At 35.2% G+C, this 18,068-nt stretch carries 14 protein-coding genes and 1 pseudogene; 14 read left to right on the top strand and 1 reads right to left on the bottom strand.

Annotated features, from left to right (window positions below; translation table 11 throughout):
• Positions 1-8 precede the first annotated feature (8 nt).
• The 12 genes and pseudogenes from CDG56_RS12570 (at position 9) to CDG56_RS12515 (ending at position 15,975) form a co-directional block, all read left to right on the top strand.
• Positions 9-695: a DUF6977 family protein gene (locus tag CDG56_RS12570; protein WP_087548058.1), complete on the top strand. Its 687-nt coding sequence runs from the start codon at positions 9-11 to the stop codon at positions 693-695.
• A gap of 91 nt (positions 696-786) precedes the next feature.
• Positions 787-1,290, top strand: a complete 504-nt coding sequence (locus tag CDG56_RS12565) for a hypothetical protein (protein ID WP_087548057.1) — start codon at positions 787-789, stop codon at positions 1,288-1,290.
• Between the two features lie 14 nt (positions 1,291-1,304).
• Complete coding sequence (locus CDG56_RS12560; protein WP_227519066.1) at positions 1,305-1,898, top strand: hypothetical protein; 594 nt, start codon at positions 1,305-1,307, stop codon at positions 1,896-1,898.
• 128 nt (positions 1,899-2,026) lie between these two features.
• Positions 2,027-2,437: pseudogene (locus CDG56_RS17340) on the top strand (guanosine-3',5'-bis(diphosphate) 3'-pyrophosphohydrolase); the annotation flags it as partial.
• Positions 2,438-2,808: 371 nt separating this feature from the next.
• A complete protein-coding gene (locus CDG56_RS12550) occupies positions 2,809-3,210 on the top strand; it encodes a hypothetical protein (RefSeq protein WP_087548056.1) in 402 nt (133 codons plus the stop codon).
• 135 nt (positions 3,211-3,345) lie between these two features.
• The gene (locus CDG56_RS12545; RefSeq protein WP_086043908.1) at positions 3,346-3,825 is read left to right on the top strand and encodes a hypothetical protein; all 480 of its coding nucleotides are present in this window, start codon (positions 3,346-3,348) and stop codon (positions 3,823-3,825) included.
• Between the two features lie 724 nt (positions 3,826-4,549).
• Complete coding sequence (locus CDG56_RS12540) at positions 4,550-6,991, top strand: AAA family ATPase (RefSeq protein ID WP_087548072.1); 2,442 nt, start codon at positions 4,550-4,552, stop codon at positions 6,989-6,991.
• A 6-nt stretch (positions 6,992-6,997) separates the two neighbouring features.
• A complete protein-coding gene (locus CDG56_RS12535) occupies positions 6,998-8,275 on the top strand; it encodes an McrC family protein (protein ID WP_087548055.1) in 1,278 nt (425 codons plus the stop codon).
• Between the two features lie 274 nt (positions 8,276-8,549).
• Positions 8,550-10,616: an anti-phage ZorAB system protein ZorA gene (gene zorA, locus CDG56_RS12530; protein WP_227519065.1), complete on the top strand. Its 2,067-nt coding sequence runs from the start codon at positions 8,550-8,552 to the stop codon at positions 10,614-10,616.
• Between the two features lie 18 nt (positions 10,617-10,634).
• Positions 10,635-11,366, top strand: a complete 732-nt coding sequence (gene zorB1 / locus CDG56_RS12525; RefSeq protein ID WP_087548054.1) for a type I Zorya anti-phage system protein ZorB1 — start codon at positions 10,635-10,637, stop codon at positions 11,364-11,366.
• A gap of 5 nt (positions 11,367-11,371) precedes the next feature.
• Positions 11,372-12,745, top strand: coding sequence for an EH signature domain-containing protein (locus tag CDG56_RS12520; RefSeq protein ID WP_087548053.1), 1,374 nt, complete (start codon positions 11,372-11,374; stop codon positions 12,743-12,745).
• Between the two features lie 20 nt (positions 12,746-12,765).
• A complete protein-coding gene (locus CDG56_RS12515; RefSeq protein ID WP_087548052.1) occupies positions 12,766-15,975 on the top strand; it encodes a DEAD/DEAH box helicase in 3,210 nt (1,069 codons plus the stop codon).
• Between the two features lie 182 nt (positions 15,976-16,157).
• On the opposite strand, the gene CDG56_RS17170 is transcribed toward CDG56_RS12515, so the two are convergent.
• Entirely contained in the window at positions 16,158-16,466 is a 309-nt protein-coding gene (locus tag CDG56_RS17170) for a hypothetical protein (RefSeq protein WP_087548051.1), read from the bottom strand.
• 9 nt (positions 16,467-16,475) lie between these two features.
• Between CDG56_RS17170 and CDG56_RS12505 the strand changes: the two genes are divergently transcribed.
• Entirely contained in the window at positions 16,476-16,688 is a 213-nt protein-coding gene (locus tag CDG56_RS12505) for a hypothetical protein (protein ID WP_225552746.1), read from the top strand.
• 298 nt (positions 16,689-16,986) lie between these two features.
• Complete coding sequence (locus tag CDG56_RS12500) at positions 16,987-17,328, top strand: helix-turn-helix domain-containing protein (RefSeq protein ID WP_004282243.1); 342 nt, start codon at positions 16,987-16,989, stop codon at positions 17,326-17,328.
• The last annotated feature ends 740 nt before the right edge of the window (positions 17,329-18,068 follow it).

Below are 18,068 nucleotides of genomic sequence, written 5' to 3'. Positions count from 1 at the left end.
AAGTCATCATGGCAAAAAGACCAGTATTTGTACCTAAACTGGACGGCGCTACGCTTGTAGATATTGTCGATGTTGAATTTGAATGGTTTGCTGGAATGCACTTCACACAAAAACAAAAGTCGATTCGATCCTTGCATGAAGCATATCGTACGCAGAATCCAGAAGCCAAGCTTCTAGAGATTTCGAGCAAGTCTGAAATTGAATTAGGAACGCAACTCAGCGCTTTCAATCTGATGTTTAAAACCAAGAGCGGTAAAAACATCAGTGTTGAGAGCATCTTTCAATCATCCAAAGTATTCTCTGACGGCGGTCCGTATAAGGACATTATGGATATGAGTTCACGAGATGCGAAAAAGGATGAGCGCCTTAAAAATTCAGGCAATTTGATTGCTTTTGAATATCGAGATAAACGTTGGCAACTTGAACCTAAAACAGCCTTTTACGACTGGATTTATTTGAATGCACTCAATCTGAATGATGACCTAAAGCAACAAGCACTTGCATATGATGCATTTACTGATATTGAGTTTAACCCGCAAAAGTCGATTAACTGCCAGGCGTATTCAATAGCGCTCTATGTTGCTTTGAGCAAACGTAATCTGTTGGTGGGTGACACAATTCCACCTAAAGATGAATTTATTGAACTTGTTGAAAAGTTTACGATTAAAAATACAAGTGATGGATTATTACTTTAGATTGGCTATTCAAATTGTATAGCATTTCCATAGATGTGAAATAAATAATTTTAATTATCTGTGTCGTATATACAAAAAAATGAGAGAGAAAATGAGAGCGCTTGGCCTACACCGTAAATCTAAAGATTACTTAGATACATTAAATATTGACTCTTATGCTTTTGAAAAGCGATTCATATACCTCGAATCATTAATAAAAGCGAATCTTGCATTCAAGACAAAACTTGAAAACTTTAAGCAATTTATTGACTGTTTAAGTGCAGATCGTTGTTTTTCTCTATGGATATGGGAAACGGAAGAACTGCTTGCTCAGTCTGAAGAAACGCTTCGCCACTTTTCACAAGACTATATTTCTGAAGATTCTCTAATTGAAACACATTATAAACTCGCAGAAAAAATGTGTGAGTTAACAGAGCGTGTTTACGAAGGACATTGGGAATATGGCGTTGCAAGTGAAGTAGACCAACAATTTAATGATCTGACTGAGTTATGCCGTCGTATTTGGTCCAAAGAAAGTAAGGCTTGGCTAGCATTGGCTAAAGCTTGGAAAAAAATTGATATTCATCTAATAGTCCATAATGATGAACATGTTTGAAAAGGAAAATATGGATGAACCAACATATTGAAAATAATTTATCCCAAAAAGAATATCCATTTACCTTATACACAGGTCAATCACAAGTTATAGGTGCTTTATTGACCTTGAGTCAAAGTACAGTAATTAGTACCACATCAAGTGACGAAGTGCCCAATCTTCAAACTGATCTGATCGCAGCGTTATACGGATTACATTTTAAGGTTAAGCTTTTAATTTTGAATACGGCGCTGCAAAGCTCAAGTACATCAAAGCAGCTCATTTGGGTTGAACAATCTCAGAACATGAAGGCAGATGAATTTGATGCAGCCTTGAATAAGATCATCCAATATTTTGAGATTGATCCATTCTGTACAATTCGTATAGACAATGAGAAAGCTGAAGTTTGTATAAGCCAGCAACAACAGCAATCTCATTGCCATATACCGACCGATCAGATTGAGCAGTATCTACAAGAGAATTTTTACAATTTATGTTTACCGTCTGCTGGTCAGGCCTATCTGGTTGAACTCGATGCTGGATATATGGGGACTCTCGAACCGCAAACAAACTTAGGGAAAGTAGCAAGAGATCTTCGAATTAAAAGTGTCCTTGAAAAAATGAAATAATAAAGAGCATAGATGTATTTTTTGTGCGACATATAATGTCGCCAATGTGCTTATGATTGTAGATAAATATTAGGTAATTGATTAATATTTAAAAGAAAAGAGAGTAAATATAATAAGAGGGTAAACGTATTTCAAATCTAGATCAGGCATTAAAATTGGCATGTGAACGCCATGCAGGGCAAGTAGATAAGGCAGGACAGGATTATATTCAACATCCATTGCGCGTTATGGAAAATGTTCAACAGCCACATGCCAAGATCTGCGCTGTTCTCCACGATATTTTAGAAGATACACCAACGACAATAGATGAGCTCAAAGTCTTGGGATTTGAGCAAAAGATAATAGATGCGATTATCGCCGTGACTAAAGTAAATGGTGAAAATCGCTTCCAAGCGGTACAGCGTACTGTTAAAAATCCGATTGCTTGTGAAGTTAAGCTCGCTGATTTGAGCGACAATATGGATTTATCTCGACTCCCAAAAATATCTGCCAAAGATTTGATACGCTATAAACAATATCAAAAGGTCCAAGAAATACTAAAAGAGGCTTATGCAATTCATCAGCATGTAAAAGCTTTAGATCTGGATACTGAATATCCAGAGTTTGAATATGGAAGTATGCGATTTAATTTTCAATATTTACTTAATGCACTATTTGATCAATTGCATCCGCTAGGAGGGAACCAAATTGATAGTCCCCAGGAATGGTGGATTTTATTTGAAGATGCTAGTGAATATTTTGCTTACTGTAAGCGTAAAAAATTAAGACCTTCTCCAAAACACTTTATCCAATTATTTAATACGACTGATCGTGATTTTTTCGGCAGTTCATTTCAAACCTTAGCAGATCAAGATATTTTAATGGAGATCTACAATAATGTTCTTAGTCATCATTTTACGAAGGATATCGCATGATTTTGAAAGAAGATTTGATGATTGATGGATTACACTACATACTCAAATTTGACCATTACAGTTTTTCCTTTTCTTTAAATAGACCGCCACGTGCCAGAGTTCAAATCAATTATCGTAGACATCCAGAATTAGCCTTATTTAGAGATGACCCCATATATGAAGATCTCAACTTGAAGTTACCAGCCTTGAAAGTTTTTAATGCGATTAGTCAGAGAGTTGAAGAACTTATTTATAAGCATAGGATTCATTATTGGTCTTTTAGTGCCACTTCAACTAAAAAAGCCAATGTTTATGAAAAACTTTTAAAGCGATGGATGAGTCGTAACACCATGGTCTTTAAATATGATCGTGTGGGAAATGATTTTTATGTATATGTAGAGAACAATTTTAATGATTAATACCGCTAAAATAGCGGATAATTTAATGCAGATATTCATTTGTCCTTTTGTGTAGATGTGGATGATTTGAAATTGAAAGATGGGAAAGTTGTACGTGTATTTTTGTCGTATATACAAAAAAATGAGGGGAGTTAAGTGTTAAACACGGCGCAAAACAATAGAGCTTTGAAAGATTATTTATACAACTTACAGATTGATATTTACGACACTGAAGGACTTCCACAATCGTTTCACAATACGGTAAAAGCCAATATCACATTCACTAAAAAACTAAATGACTTTAAACAGCTGATTGATTGTTTAAGTGGAGACCGTTGCTTTAAACCTTGGGTATGGGAAACAGAGGAAGTGTTGGAACAGTCTGAACGATATATACGTGATTTTGCATATCAAGACATAGCGGTACAGCAATTTATCCAAGCGCATCAAGATTTAGCAATTAGAATTTTAGAGCTAGCTGGTCGTATATACGAAGGACATTGGGCTCATGGGGTGTCAAAAGAAACAGACCAGCAATTTTATGACCTGACAGAGTTTTGTAGACGTATATGGTTAAAAGAAAGTAAAGCTTGGGTAGCATTGGCTAGAGCATGGCGTAAGAGAAACCAAAAGTAAGTAGCTATTAAGATTTAAAACAGTAGATTTTGAAAGATTGGGGTAAAGAGTGTCAGTAGAGCAACACCAACAATTATTATGGAATCAGTTCTTAGAGGCTTGGCCACTTGGGCGACTGAGAAATATGACCATCGAGGAATACTCCCAGGCTGGAGATAAAGAAAATTTTACATATTGCCTAGAACGGGAAACCAAACCAATAGCAAATATTTTAGGTGGCTCAGCATTTAAGTTCGGTATATTTCACCGCAGTGCTACGGAAGAAAAACTCGATGGAAAAGGCAAGATATATCAAGATGGATATGCTTGGTTAGAAAAATATGGTGCGACCAAAGAACAAGCATTTGCAGAAATTAAAAGACGAATAATTGAAACAATTGAAAATGCACAAACAGGGAATTTAGAAGCTATTGATGCTTTGGATTTTTCACCTGTAGTGAAATGGAAAATAGCCTTTTTATATCAAAATCAGACACAGCCGAAAATCATCTCTATTTTTTCAAAGACGATGCTGGACTTTCTGACAGAGGATAAAAAGTTAAATTATGCTCAGTCTTATCAATATCTAATTCGTCAACAGGGTGATAGATCATTACTGCAGTACAGTAATGACTTAGTGCAAGAATATATTGATGCGCATCCGAAACAAGGACATTTGACACCCGCTGAAGCAGATGAAATTTTAAATGCAAAATATCCAGATCAATATATAAGTCGGCAGAAAATGACAGTGGTCACGAATGAAAATGGTCGTGAAATTGCATTGGTTTTAACAGGTTCTAAAGCGAGTTTCTTTATCGAGATTGATCCATCTGATACTCAGGATTTTCAATTTCAGTTTAAATCTACGCAAAATGTAGCATCAGGTAAATACACTGAATCTGATGGACGCCACAGTGGATTAAAATCACAAAGTAAAAATTTGTGGTTAGGTAATAAAATTTATTACATTGAAATTAGCTCTGCAGAAGAATTAGAGAAATTTTGTAATTGGTATGAGCAAAGCCATGACCAGACTACGGCGCTGGAACGTAAAATTAATGCATTCTTAGAATTATGGCCTGCTGAACGCCTGAAAAATTTAACCGTTGAAGAATATCATCAAGCTAGAAACAAAGATTGCTTCATTGCTCAGATTGACAGTTTTGATCCAACACAAGGCGATCCTACCTTTGCTTGCTATTTTGATCTTTGGGAGCCAGTCAGCTTAGGTGACAATGATAAATATCATAATGAAAGACCATATTCATGGAATAAAAGACTTGGAGATAATGCTGAACAGGCCTTTCAGAAGATCAAACAGGAAATACTAGAGATTGTAGATGCAGCTCAGCGCCGTGATTTAAATGCAATTGCCGATATTCAGTTTACTAAAGGACTGAAATGGATGATTGCGTTTTTGTATCAGGACTTTAGCAATCCTTGTGTGATTCCCATAGTAGGGGAAACTAACATAAAAAGGATTGGCTATGAATCCTATGTAAAAACGCCAGTACCAGAGTTTTTGCCTATTTTACTGGCAGATCAGGGAGATCTAGAGTTTTTCCCATATGTTGAAAAGCTTTTTGCAATGATTAGAAAAGGTTACCTAGATAACAAACAGAAGAAACAGCAAATTGAAGAATTAGTGGATGATGTGATGACTCAACAACCTTTAAACCGTATTCTCTTTGGTGCTGCCGGCACAGGTAAAACATTTCATACGATTAACCATGCGTTGTCGATTATCGAAAATAAACCTCTAGAGGTATTAGAAAAAGAAGACCGTACTGAGTTAAAACAGCGTTTTGATCAATATAAAGCCCAAGGTCAGATCAAGTTTGTGACGTTTCATCAAAGTTTTAGTTATGAAGATTTTGTTGAGGGTATCCGAGCTGAAACGGATGCTGTTGGTAACTTAAAATATCCAGTGAAAGCAGGGGTGTTTAAGGAAATTGTTGAGCTCGCTAAGGGTAATGTTCAATCCAATATTGACAGTGAAATTGATCTGTCCAATAAAAAAGTTTGGAAAATGTCTTTAGGCCGAGCTGGGGTTGAAGATGATTTATACCGTTCGTGTTTAGATAATGATGTCATTCTTTTAGGTTGGGGAGATGCAATAAATTTCAGTGATTGCAATGATATCCAGTCAGTAAAAAATAAATTACAGGAGGCACATTACCATAAAGATAGTGAAGACACTGCTGCAGGTTATGTAAATACCTTTAAGAATAAAATTAAAATTGGTGATTTAGTCATTATCACAGATGGCAATCTAAAATTCAGAGCGATTGCAGAGGTGACAGATGAATATGAATACGACGAGAACCAAGAATTTGGATATCACCAGCTTAGAAAAGTTAAATGGTTAAAAACGTTTTCTCCAAGTTTGAAGAATGAAGACTATTTTAAGAAAATTTTCTCGCAATCTACTGTTTATAATTTAGAAAATGCTGTTGATAAATCAAAGCTAGCTGTGCTGCTTCAACCTGAAGCAATGCCTGTAAGTAATTTAGACAACAAATATGTCTTAATTATTGATGAAATCAACCGTGGCAATATTTCAAGAATTTTTGGTGAACTGATTACGTTAATTGAAGACTCCAAACGTGAAGGAGCAGATGAAACTCTTTCTGTGACTTTACCGTATTCAAAAGAAGAGTTTTCTGTACCTCAAAATATCTATCTTATTGGCACAATGAACTCATCAGACAGGTCTCTGACAGGTTTGGATATTGCATTGCGCCGTCGATTTACCTTTGTTGAAATGCCACCGAAGCCTGAGCTTTTAAATGAAATAATTGTTGAAGGGCTGAATATTGGCAAGCTATTAGAAGTCATCAATCAGCGTATTGAGGTGTTATTAGATCGAGATCACTGTATTGGTCATGCTAATTTTATGAGTTTGAAAAACCAACCAACACTTGAGCATTTAGCTTCGATTTTTACACAAAAAATCATTCCTCAGCTTCAAGAATACTTCTTTGATGATTGGGCAAAGATTAATTTGGTGTTCTTCAATAATGGAATGTTGATTGCAGATGACATATTCAAGAAAAATAACTTATTCCCATCAAATTTTGAGGAAGAGTTGGGCTATTCAAATGAAAAGAAAATTTGGAAAATAAAAACTGAAGCATTCAACACGATTGATGCTTTTCTTCAGATTTTAGGTCCAAAGGGCTGATGATCTATGTCTGACTTTACTGTCCGAGAATATGCCTTCATAAGCATTGCCTATGAAGGCTGTCCTGAGTCTAGTTTGGGACATGCTTATATACCTGAAAAAGCATTTGAACATCTATGCGAGCTTTCAGCATCATTTTCTAAGCACGGCGCGAAAGTATTTGAACTTGCAGGACGTAGAAAGCTAAAGCTAGATCAATATGTGGGTGTGATTGAAACGCCGTGTGGTACACGTATAGAAATACTACCTAAGCATATGGAGCTAAATGGGACAAGTGATCAAGAGATTATTCTAGAAGAGCGCAAACTCCTGCAAAAAATGCTGAGTGTATGTTTGCATTTACCTTACAGAGAGGTTGGTGCTGCAAGTCTAAACCGCTTTAAAAACCAACCTTTGCATGAATGGATAATTTCTCAATTTTTAGCATCATTTGAGCGTTTGGTTCAGCGTGGATTACGTTTTGACTATAACCGTGTGCAGGAAGAACAGAAGTTCTTAAGAGGGCAATTACAGCATGTTAAATACATGCGCCAGCCACCAGCGAAGAAGCATATTTTCCCAATCGAACATGATGTATATGAGGTCAATCGCGCTGAAAATAGGCTGATTCGTACCGCATTAGAAATCGTCTGTAAGAGGACCAAAGATGCAAGTAACTGGAAATTGGCTCAAGAACTGCGCCTAATGACGGGTGAGATACCACGAAGCCAGAATATCAGGCAAGATCTCAGACAATGGCAAACAGGGCGTTTACTTGAACTCTATGATGAGATTAAGCCATGGACTGAACTGATTTTAGGTGAATACATGCCTGTTTCGACATCCGGTGAGTGGCATGGTATGAGTCTGTTGTTCCCAATGGAAAAGCTGTTCGAACATTATGTTGCTTATCATCTGCACCGTAACTTGCCTGAATGTAAAGTCAAGATGCAGCATGCCACTGAGCATATATGTAAACATCAGTCCGGTCATATCTTCAAACTAAAACCAGATATTTTCATAGAACGTGATGATAAAAACATTGTCATGGATACTAAATGGAAGCTGATTGACCAGAGTGATCGTGGTGGCCGTTATGGCTTAAAGGACAGTGATATTCAGCAGATGTTTGCTTATAGCCATTATTATCTTGAACATAAAAGTGAAGTGATCTTGGTTTATCCATATAGAAAAGGAAAGTTTGATCACCCATTAGATGATTTTTTATTTAGAGATACGATGGTAGCAAAACTTCGGGTTGTGCCTTTTAATTTGGATGAGCCAGAAAGTTTTAAAATTTTGTAGCTACTTTGCCTGGTGTTAGGTGCAATTTTTTGTGCCAAACTCAACATAGATACTCATTGAGTAAGATTTTGATTACTTAATGGGTAATAATTGAAAATTTATTTTAAATTTTGACGTAATTAGCTGATAATTTTCAATAAAATTTTAAATATCTTCTTTAATTATGAAAAACAATGCATTTATTGGTGGATTTTAGATAGATTTATATTTTGTGATATATTGCACATAATTATTTAATAAAAATCAACTTTAGAATAGTTGAAGGGGTGTAGTTGTGAGTTTTTTAGCTATTGCAGCATTTTTACAAAGTTATTTTATTATTCCGGTACTTATGGGAATATTTGTTGCAGTGATTAGCTATAAATTTTACATAAAATATATTAAGCCAGCAAAACAGCTTGATAGTCAATTGTCTGATGCGATTAAGGCTTTAAAAAAAGTTAAACAAGAATCAAATGTGGGTAAAAATGTTTTAGATCATGTCTTTGATAACAGTATTCCATTAAAACATGCTTGGTTGAATTATAAACATTCTTTTCATGATCACTATGAAGTCATTGATGGTACAGATGTCTTGAGTTCATCTCGTGCCACTGTATCTAGTGATGTTTTTTTCTCGCAGTCAGTTATTGTCGATACTCCCTTAAGAGTTGAGTTTTATAAGCACCTACCTGGTATTATTACTGGTGTTGGTATTATTGCTACGTTTGCAGGTTTACTATTCGGATTATTAGCTTTTGATCCAGCTGGAGATCCTGAAAAAGTTCAAGATAGTCTTGGATTACTGTTAGGCGGTGTGAGTGAAGCCTTTATGGCGTCTGCCTTGGCTATTGCTACAGCAATGTTAATCACATGGCGTGAGAAGTCATGGTTAAGACAGTGTTATGCGCAATTAGAAATGTTAACAACAGAGATTGATGACTTCTTTGAACCTGATGATACGGGGGAGGAATACTTAGCTAGATTGCTAAAATCATCACAGGCAAATGAAACAAACGCAAGACAATTAAAAGATAGTTTAGTCAATGATTTAAAGACAATGATGACTAACTTAGTTGATGAAAACAAAAAGAATCAAATGGCTTTTGCATCTCAATTGACAGACAGTTATGCCAAAACAAGTAAAGATATGGCAGATCAAATAGGCCAGTCTATCTCTGATACTTTACAGGTTCCTCTAGAGAAAATTGCATCAAGTGTACAGCAGGTTAGTGGTGATCAAAGCTCTGCTGTCCAAGAGTTAATGACAGATGTGCTTACTGCATTTATGACCAAATTAGAATCAACTTTTGGTACTCAAATGAATGGTATGAGTGAGATGATGACTCAATCAGTTTCTGCAATGAAAGAAATGCAATTAGGATTCACCCAATTAATTACTGATATGAAGGTGAATAGTGAAAGTTCGACAAAGAGCTTAGAAATCCAAATGTCTAAAATGATTGAAGATATCCAACAAAAGCAAAATGCGATGTCCGATCAAATGAACTCTATGGTGGAGCACTTGTCAAAAGGTGCAGAAAAAATTGGAGAGCAGGGACAATATGCGATTGAACAATTAAATGGAAAGGTTTCTGAGCTGATTGAGCATATGAGTGGAACAATGTCAGGCATGATGGCTGATATTGCTCAACAGCGTATAGAGCAAGATCGTAAAATTGCAGATAATCAGCATAAATTACATGAACAATCTTCAACCCTAATTGATAGCCTTGGGGGAGAAATCAAAGAGTTAATTGTTCAAAGTCAAAATGCAGTTGAAGCTTATAAAAACAATATTCAAAAGCTCAGTCAGGTGACAACAGATAGTATTACCGGAATGAACGACGGCGCAGAAAAAATGCGTCTAGCCTCAGAACAATTTAATATGGCGGGTACATCGCTGATTAGCGTCACTGATAAAACATCACAATTGATTTCAGAAGTAACTACTACATCTACTCATTTGACTAGTGCAAGCAGTAATCTTATTTCGTTGTTGAGTGATTATAAAAACTCTCAGGATAGCGTTAATAAGGCGATCAGTACGCTTGAGGGACTGATTAAGCAAGCGCAATCTGAAACCGGTATGAGTACTAAAATACTTGAAGATATGGTGCAAATGACCACAGCATTGAATCAAGTGAAGAAAGAGATGCAGGATTATCTTGAGCAAGTAAGTGATGTGCTAGTAAAAAGTTTTGAGAGTTTTGGGGCTTCAGTTGAAACAAGCCTGAATCACTCATTGGGCATCTATGATAATACGCTCGACCAAGCAGTTAAACGTCTCTCAAGTGGTGTAGAAGGCTTAGGTAGCTTTGTTGAGGATCTTGAAGATATTGTAAGACAGAAGAAAAACTAAGTCTGGAGTACATGGATCATGCTAGGTAATCGGTACTCTAAAAAGTCACGTCCTAAAGATGAAGGTGAAAAACCTTTTTGGATTTCTTTTGCAGACTTAATGACAGCCTTAATGACTTTATTTCTTGTTGTTATGGCAGTATCACTGATGATCGTAACAAAAAAGATTAATGAGGCGACTCAGGCTGAAGATCAAAGAAGTGCAGAAATTTTAAATATTTGTCAAAGCATCAAGCATAGTGCGAAGTTAAAAGATGCAGGTATTGAAGTCGATTGTAAAAACAATCGTATAAACTTTGGTGAAGCTGGGCGATTTTCACACAATGATTATCGATTGAATGAGGTAGGTCGAAACCGACTAAATAGCATTGTCCCGATTATTCTTGAAGAGGCAAATAATCCGCAAGGCGAAAAATGGTTTAAGCAAATAGTGATTGAAGGTTTTACAGATACAGATGGCTCCTATTTGTATAACTTAAATTTAAGTTTGCGCCGTTCCGAATGGGTCATGTGTAGTTTACTTGATCCCAAATTTAGTTCTGGTCTTTCTTTAACTGAACAGCAAAAAAACCAGGTTAAGCAGCTATTCTTGGCTGGTGGAGTGTCCTTTAACTCAGCTAAAGATAGTAAGGAAGCATCTCGCCGTGTTGAATTGAGAATGCAATTTTATGGCTTAAAAGAAAAAGAAAGTGCAGAGCCTCAACCTCATTTTGTTTCAGCGCCGATTGAAACATGCCAATTGACGCGGTGATATCTATGAGCATAGCGAATTTGAAACGCCGTTTGGAGGAAAAAGTAAGCGGTCATTCAGTTGGAGATGTTACTAATACGAAATTTGTAAAGCCTCAACGACTCCTCAAAACACTTTCTGTGCTTGAGCAGAAGTTTGATGATTTCGAAAATAGTATTCCCTTAGATGAAAAAATTTTTAGGTCAATTAGTAAATTAGAAAGTTCTGGTTTTGAGCACCTTACACGAAGAGATTGGAAAAATTTGGCTTGGGCATTGAGCAAAATATTACCAGGCATGCAAGAAAAGCTTCTCTTCAATGATATTGGTAAAAGGATTATCAGTCACTTCCAACAATCAGAGATCGATCTTATTGGAATCGTTTATTTTCCATTGTTGTACAGCTATTTTGCATTAGAAAATGAAGATGTAAAAGATAGGCCGGTAATTTGGCTTCAATTGAGGGAGATATTAAATACAAAGAGGTCCAGTATTTATAAAGAGTTAAAGCAACCTAAAAAGTGGATGAATACCCTTATTGATTACTCTGAGATTTTATCTAATACACCAACAAAATTATTTGTTAAAAGATTTTTACAAGAGCAAGATACAAGTAGACTTTCAAGTGAATTAGAAAGCTTAAGGATGGCACCTAATAGTTGGTTTTGGGATGATTTAATTCAGTCTTCTATTCAATCTATCAAAACCATGAATGAAGGTGAATATTTCAAAGTTATTCCTCGTTTCTTATCATTGGCTGAGCAAAAAGTCTTATACACTACTGATATTCTGGTTGCTTTGTTAGAGCGTTATGCTCGTACCTTTGAACGAGCCAAAGTTCATGAGGAATTAAAACATTTAGCTTTGAATCATTGGGGAAATCCACAATATGAGTCTTCTGCAGGTTGGAATAATGTAAATGCTGATACAAAAAGAATGGTCATTCAATGGTTTGTAAGAGCTGATCTAGAAGCATTTTTTAAAGTCTTTAGCTATGGTGCAGAAACGCGCAGATTTAATTATTGGATGCGTTTTATTAAACAAGTTTCTCTCTCTGAAATATTTTTGAATGAGGATGCAATTTTTCGTGCAACTCGACAGCAAGAAGAATTTAAAAGGAAAAACCAAGGAAGATTCAAGCGAATTATTGGTAAGAGCTCAGCAGCCAATGCATTTATGATAAAGATTGGTGGTTATTATATTGTAGAGTTCTCTGAACTAAATAATGCTACTTATTTTTATAGAAATCTACCTTACAAACCTTCTAAATCTAATCTACAAGTTGTCAGTATTACAGATTTGAAATCTACAGCAAAGGCTGATTTTTATTTATCACATAATGGTGCTTGGGAGAAATCCTTCGATAATAGATTAAAAAGTCTGGGGATTTATCCAGACTAATTTATAAAAGGTATATTTAAATGAAATTAGCATTTTGGAAAAGAAAGAAAAGCACTGAGGTAGAGCATACAGAACCTGTTCAATCGAATTTCAAATCTTTTACGTATGATGAAGTAGGTATAATTTATTCATATACACAAAATGCTAAAACAGATGCTGATTTCTATTGGGAAAGCTTAGAAGAGGAAGAGCTGGCATATCTCATAGATGAACATTTTGTATTGCCTTGGGAAGAGCTTTTTCAAATTCAGCAAGATTCAGAACATGAAAATGTAATTCATTTACTAAATCTTCCAAAACAGGCTTCTCTTCGTCCAATAATTAGAAGTGAAAGGGGATTAAGTGACCCAGATTTCAAAATCATTTTAGATGGGTGGCTGAACGAAAATAACATTAAGGTTAAAAGTCTTATTCAGCGAGTTGGAGCGATCTTAACGATTGATGGTACAGAACATTTATTGAATGAACCAAATTTTCAACTTGTCGAAAAATTAAAAGAGTTTTCACGTCTAGAAAACAAAGATACGAAACAGAATCAAAAATATTGGGCGAACATCAGAAAACTAGCCAATAAATCTAATGCAAATTTAGATGATTTTTTACGAAAGACATTAGTTCTAGCACCTGATAAATTACAGTTAAATCTTCGAAAAAATTTGATTAGCCAGGAATCTGTTGTAGAAGTTCAGCCTGAATTTGATGAAGCTCCATCAAATTGGCTAAAGACATTTGATCAATATAATAATGTTCAAGATCAATACAGTGTTAGTTTACCTGATGGTGGAATTGCACATGTAGTGATTGAGCCTCAAGTGAAGCAAGTTCTTAATGAAATTAAAAAAATGCCAAACAGACGTATTTCTGGTGAGCGTGCACAAGCATTTTTACACAATCCATTTGCTCAACTAGGTGATGATGCGATTGAAGTTATTTCACCTGAGAGTTTTGAGGAGTCAAAACAGCAAGCAGAAATTTATACTTATACTTTAGAAATAGAAAAAAATTATGATGAGTTAAATCATTATATTTCTGCGAAATTAGAGCTACAAGAGAATTCTGAAAGAGAAAAAAATCCTATTATATTAGAACTATACAATCTAGATCAGACTTATCATTTTATTCAAGCCTATGAGAAAAAATCGCCTATTTTTGTTTGGGCAGGGTATGAAATTGACCGATGTAGTTATTTAGATGATCAAATAGAAGAATTAAAAAGTGACCTAAATCAAATTCAAAAATATCAAGATGAAATACAAGCTCAAAAAGTATTGGATTTGTCGAATTATAGCGGTCGTGTTATTGGTATTGGTGAAGCAGAAAAGCTGAACTCTGAATTTATTAAAAGAGGCAGTGGTGAATCCGAATGGCTGCCACAACATTTAATGGACTTAGAGCAGCAACTGCAAGACGAAGATCTTGATGAAACCATCGAATTGCTTGAGCAACGGATTCAGCAAGCAGAGCAAAACAGTCAAGATGAAGTTGAAATTCCATATACAGATAAAGAAGTATCATTAGATGATGCCAAAAAATTACTAGACCGTTTATATGCTTCCAAGAAAGAAGAGCCAAAAGAGATATTGGAAGAATCTAACGCTAATTCACAGAAAAAGAAAAAAGATACATTATTAATTGCTAATAATATTGATGAAGCTGAATTTACAAAACAGCGAGTAAATCGCTTACTTTTTGATGAGAATAATCCTCCTGTAGCGAGATTACCTACTAGTTTTAGAAGCCAAGAATTTAGTTTAAAGCCGCATCAAGAATATGGAATTGCATGGTTGCAGAATTTACATCAATATGCGCCTGAGCAGGTTAGTGGCTGTCTTTTAGCTGATGATATGGGCTTAGGTAAAACACTTCAGCTCTTATGCTTCATTGGTGAGTATCTTGAAAATGCTAAGGATAAGAAACCAGTATTAGTTGTAGCCCCTGTTTCTCTATTAGAAAATTGGGAAGCAGAAGCAAATCGATTTTTTAGTAGTAAATTTCCCAAAATATTAAGTTTATATGGTGATAACTTAAAAGACAGGAAAATTCCTAAGCATTTGGTCTCAGCACAGTTAAGAGAGAATCATGGTATTACTAATCTATTAGAAGATGATTGGCGTGGTGATGCTGGTATTGTTTTAACAACATACGAGACGATGCGTGATCTTGAATTTTCTCTAGCTCGAGAAGACTGGAGTATAATGATTTGCGATGAGGCACAGAAAATTAAAGTTCCTACAGCAATGGTTACAAAGGCTGCGAAGGCTCAAAAAGCAGATTTTAAAATTGCATGTACAGGTACTCCAGTTGAAAACTCTTTAACCGATCTTTGGTGTCTATTTGATTTTATTCAAGAAAACCTATTAGGTCCCTTAAATGAGTTTGGTACAAACTATCGTAAACCTATAGAAAATACTGAAAATAATAATGAAGCAGCATTATTAAAGCTTCGTGAGTTAATAGCCCCACAAGTTTTACGCAGAATGAAACATGATGTCGCAGATTTACCTGCTAAAACTGAGGTAGAACACTGTAAAAATATTGAAATTTCATTATTGCAAAGACAATTATATATTGATGTGGTTAACCGCTTTAAAAAATTGTCCGCAGAAGGTAATCAGGGGGCGATGCTAACTTCATTACATAGTATGAGAATGATCTGTGCTCATCCATTACAGTTTCAACCAAATGCTACTTTAAGTGACTCTCCGAAGGTAAGTTGGTTAATCGAGACTTTAGAATCTATCAAGCAAAAAAATGAAAAAGTCATTGTTTTTACTGAATTTAGAGACATTCAAGTATTTCTTAAACGAATTCTTTTAGAGAGATTCGGCGTAAACGTTACAACGGTTAATGGTGATTCAAATACAAGTAGTAAAAAAGGCTTAACACGGCAAAATTTGATTGATAAATTTCAAGAAAAATCAGGGTTTAATATCATTATCTTGTCCACTACAGCCGTAGGGTTTGGGGTTAACATTCAACGTGCTAATCATGTGATTCACTATACACGTAGTTGGAATCCAGCGAAGGAAGATCAAGCGACTGACCGAGCATATCGTATTGGGCAGGATAAAGAAGTTTTTGTTTACTATCCAACAGTAGTGGCAGAAGATTTCTTTACTTTCGAAGTAAAATTAGACAAGCTTTTATCAAGTAAGAGAGAACTTGCTGATGACATGCTAAAACCAAATACTGATCTTAAAAATGAGCTATTTGATTTATTAAGTGAATAAACTGGTTTGTAGAATGATCATTAATCATCTGACTGTTCGTGGAACTTTAGAGGCTGCTCAATTGTACTAGCTGAACCTGATCTAAATTAAGTCTTTTCCTTGTGGTTAGACTTTTTTTGCTTAAAAAGGTAGGTAATAAAAAAGCCAATAGATCGTATTGGCTTCTTTAAATTTAAATAAACTTATTCAAATTTATTTACGTTAGCTTTATAAACAACATCACCATTGTCAGTGAGAATTTGATAGTCAACGTATGCAGGGGTGAATGAAATAGAATCTCGTTGATCACGTTGAACGATTATGTACGCATCACCCTTGATGTTTTTTGAACCAAGATTGATACGAGCAATATCCAATTCCTCTTTCTCGCTTAATGGTCCTACTAGGAGTGTTGAGTATTTATTGTTCGACAGATTAATATCTTGAGAATTAGGATCAACTTGGAAATCAATAAGTATTCCTTTTTCTGAGAAATTAAAATATATGGACAAACCGTACGTTTGATTCGTACTCGTTGTCTAGATGTATTTCAGTATGCTCATGAGCCAGTCGGGTGGGCAATTTCCGCATTATATTTTTTAGGCCCAAAAATTGTTGATTTAACAATAATTGAAAAGTTAAAGAAATCATTAGGTGAAGATGATTTTCAAAAGTTTTTAAAAGCTAAAAAGCCGTTGTGGATACAGAAACTGATATTAGAAGTAGAAAAATAATATTTATAAAAATCTGAAATGAAATTTAGCTGATGATCAAGTGATAACACAGAATGCTACGGCATATCTGTCAGTATCAACAGAGTAAAATATTTAAACCTAAATCAGACAAATTTACAGATCGTTCAAAAAATTATTTAGTGTGTACCTGGTGTGCTAAATGCAATATTTTGCACTTAAAGCCATTTTTTTGATGATTAAGTACAAGTCACTGTACTTAATGATAAGTAATGCCAGATTTGCGTTATAAGAGGGAAGTAGCATATCTTTATAAAAGCCTTATAACCATCATAAAAATATGCAATTTCATCGCAGCGACTTTCCTATTTCGATTGCTGAAGCCTTAGGGGATAGGCTTAAACGTGCACGTCTCAATAAAAATCTAACTCAGAATGAAGTTGCTCAATTGGCATGGATATCTAGGCGGACAGTTTTAAACGCAGAGAAAGGTGATGTACGCCTAGCTGATTTAATAGCGATTTTGCAGGCATTGGATTTAGTTGATCACCTAAATTTATTTTTACCTGAACCACCGTTGTCCCCAATACAACTTTTGAAATTACGAGGTAAGCTACGTAAACGTGCATCAGGTAAGACTGAAAAACTTAATAATAAAAGTTCAGAATCCTTGGATTGGTAGCATAGGGGCAAAGCGAGAAAGATATTTTATTTTTAGTTGAGTCTAAAGTTACTGTTTTAGATTCTACTTTAATGAATGCAAGTTATTGATTTTATTTACTGTAGAAGAATTCTACAGACGAGCGAGAAAAATATTTCCTGATTTTTTGAGCTCTGGATAACTGTTTCAGATTCTACTTTAATGGATGCAAGTTATTGATTTTTATTGACTGTAGACGAATTCTACTTTGCATTTTCGCACTGACGATAGACGAGCGAGAAAGATATTTTCTTTTTAGTTGAGTCTAAAGTTACTGTTTTAGATTCTACTTTAATGAATGCAAGTTATTGATTTTTGTTGACTGTAGAAGAATTCTACTTTGCATTTTCGCACTGGCGATAGACGAGCGAGAAAGATATTTCCTGATTTTTTGAGCTCTGAATAACTGTTTTGGATTCGACTTTAATGGATGCAAGTTATTGATTTTGTTGACTGTAGAAGAATTCTACTTCGCATTTTCGCACTGGCTGTATACGAGCGAGAAAGATATTTCCTTTTTAGTTGAGCCTGAATTTACTGTTTTAGATTCTACTTTAATGGATGCAAGTTATTGATTTTGTTGACTGTAGAAGAATTTTCACTTCGCATTTTCGCACTGGCGATAGACGAGCGAGAGAGGTGGTTCCACTTGTTTGAACAACTAAAAGCGTATTTATAAGTGATATTCCGCTCTAGTTAAGCCACCTTGTTTTGTTGGGGTA

Origin of the sequence: Acinetobacter sp. WCHA39, assembly GCF_002165385.1 — a bacterium.
In the GTDB taxonomy this organism is placed as follows: domain Bacteria; phylum Pseudomonadota; class Gammaproteobacteria; order Pseudomonadales; family Moraxellaceae; genus Acinetobacter.
The sequence above is the reverse complement of the archived record's forward strand: the minus strand, read 5'-3'. Positions and strand labels throughout refer to the sequence as shown.

Coding starts and splice junctions, on each gene's coding strand:
- CDG56_RS12565 (WP_087548057.1), top strand. CDS start 787: ATGAGAGCGCTTGGCCTACACCGTAAATCTAAAGATTACTTAGATACA.
- CDG56_RS12520 (WP_087548053.1), top strand. CDS start 11,372: ATGAGCATAGCGAATTTGAAACGCCGTTTGGAGGAAAAAGTAAGCGGT.
- CDG56_RS12540 (WP_087548072.1), top strand. CDS start 4,550: ATGACAGTGGTCACGAATGAAAATGGTCGTGAAATTGCATTGGTTTTA.
- CDG56_RS12550 (WP_087548056.1), top strand. CDS start 2,809: ATGATTTTGAAAGAAGATTTGATGATTGATGGATTACACTACATACTC.
- CDG56_RS12515 (WP_087548052.1), top strand. CDS start 12,766: ATGAAATTAGCATTTTGGAAAAGAAAGAAAAGCACTGAGGTAGAGCAT.
- CDG56_RS12535 (WP_087548055.1), top strand. CDS start 6,998: ATGTCTGACTTTACTGTCCGAGAATATGCCTTCATAAGCATTGCCTAT.
- zorB1 (WP_087548054.1), top strand. CDS start 10,635: ATGCTAGGTAATCGGTACTCTAAAAAGTCACGTCCTAAAGATGAAGGT.
- CDG56_RS12500 (WP_004282243.1), top strand. CDS start 16,987: ATGCAATTTCATCGCAGCGACTTTCCTATTTCGATTGCTGAAGCCTTA.
- CDG56_RS12560 (WP_227519066.1), top strand. CDS start 1,305: ATGAACCAACATATTGAAAATAATTTATCCCAAAAAGAATATCCATTT.
- CDG56_RS12570 (WP_087548058.1), top strand. CDS start 9: ATGGCAAAAAGACCAGTATTTGTACCTAAACTGGACGGCGCTACGCTT.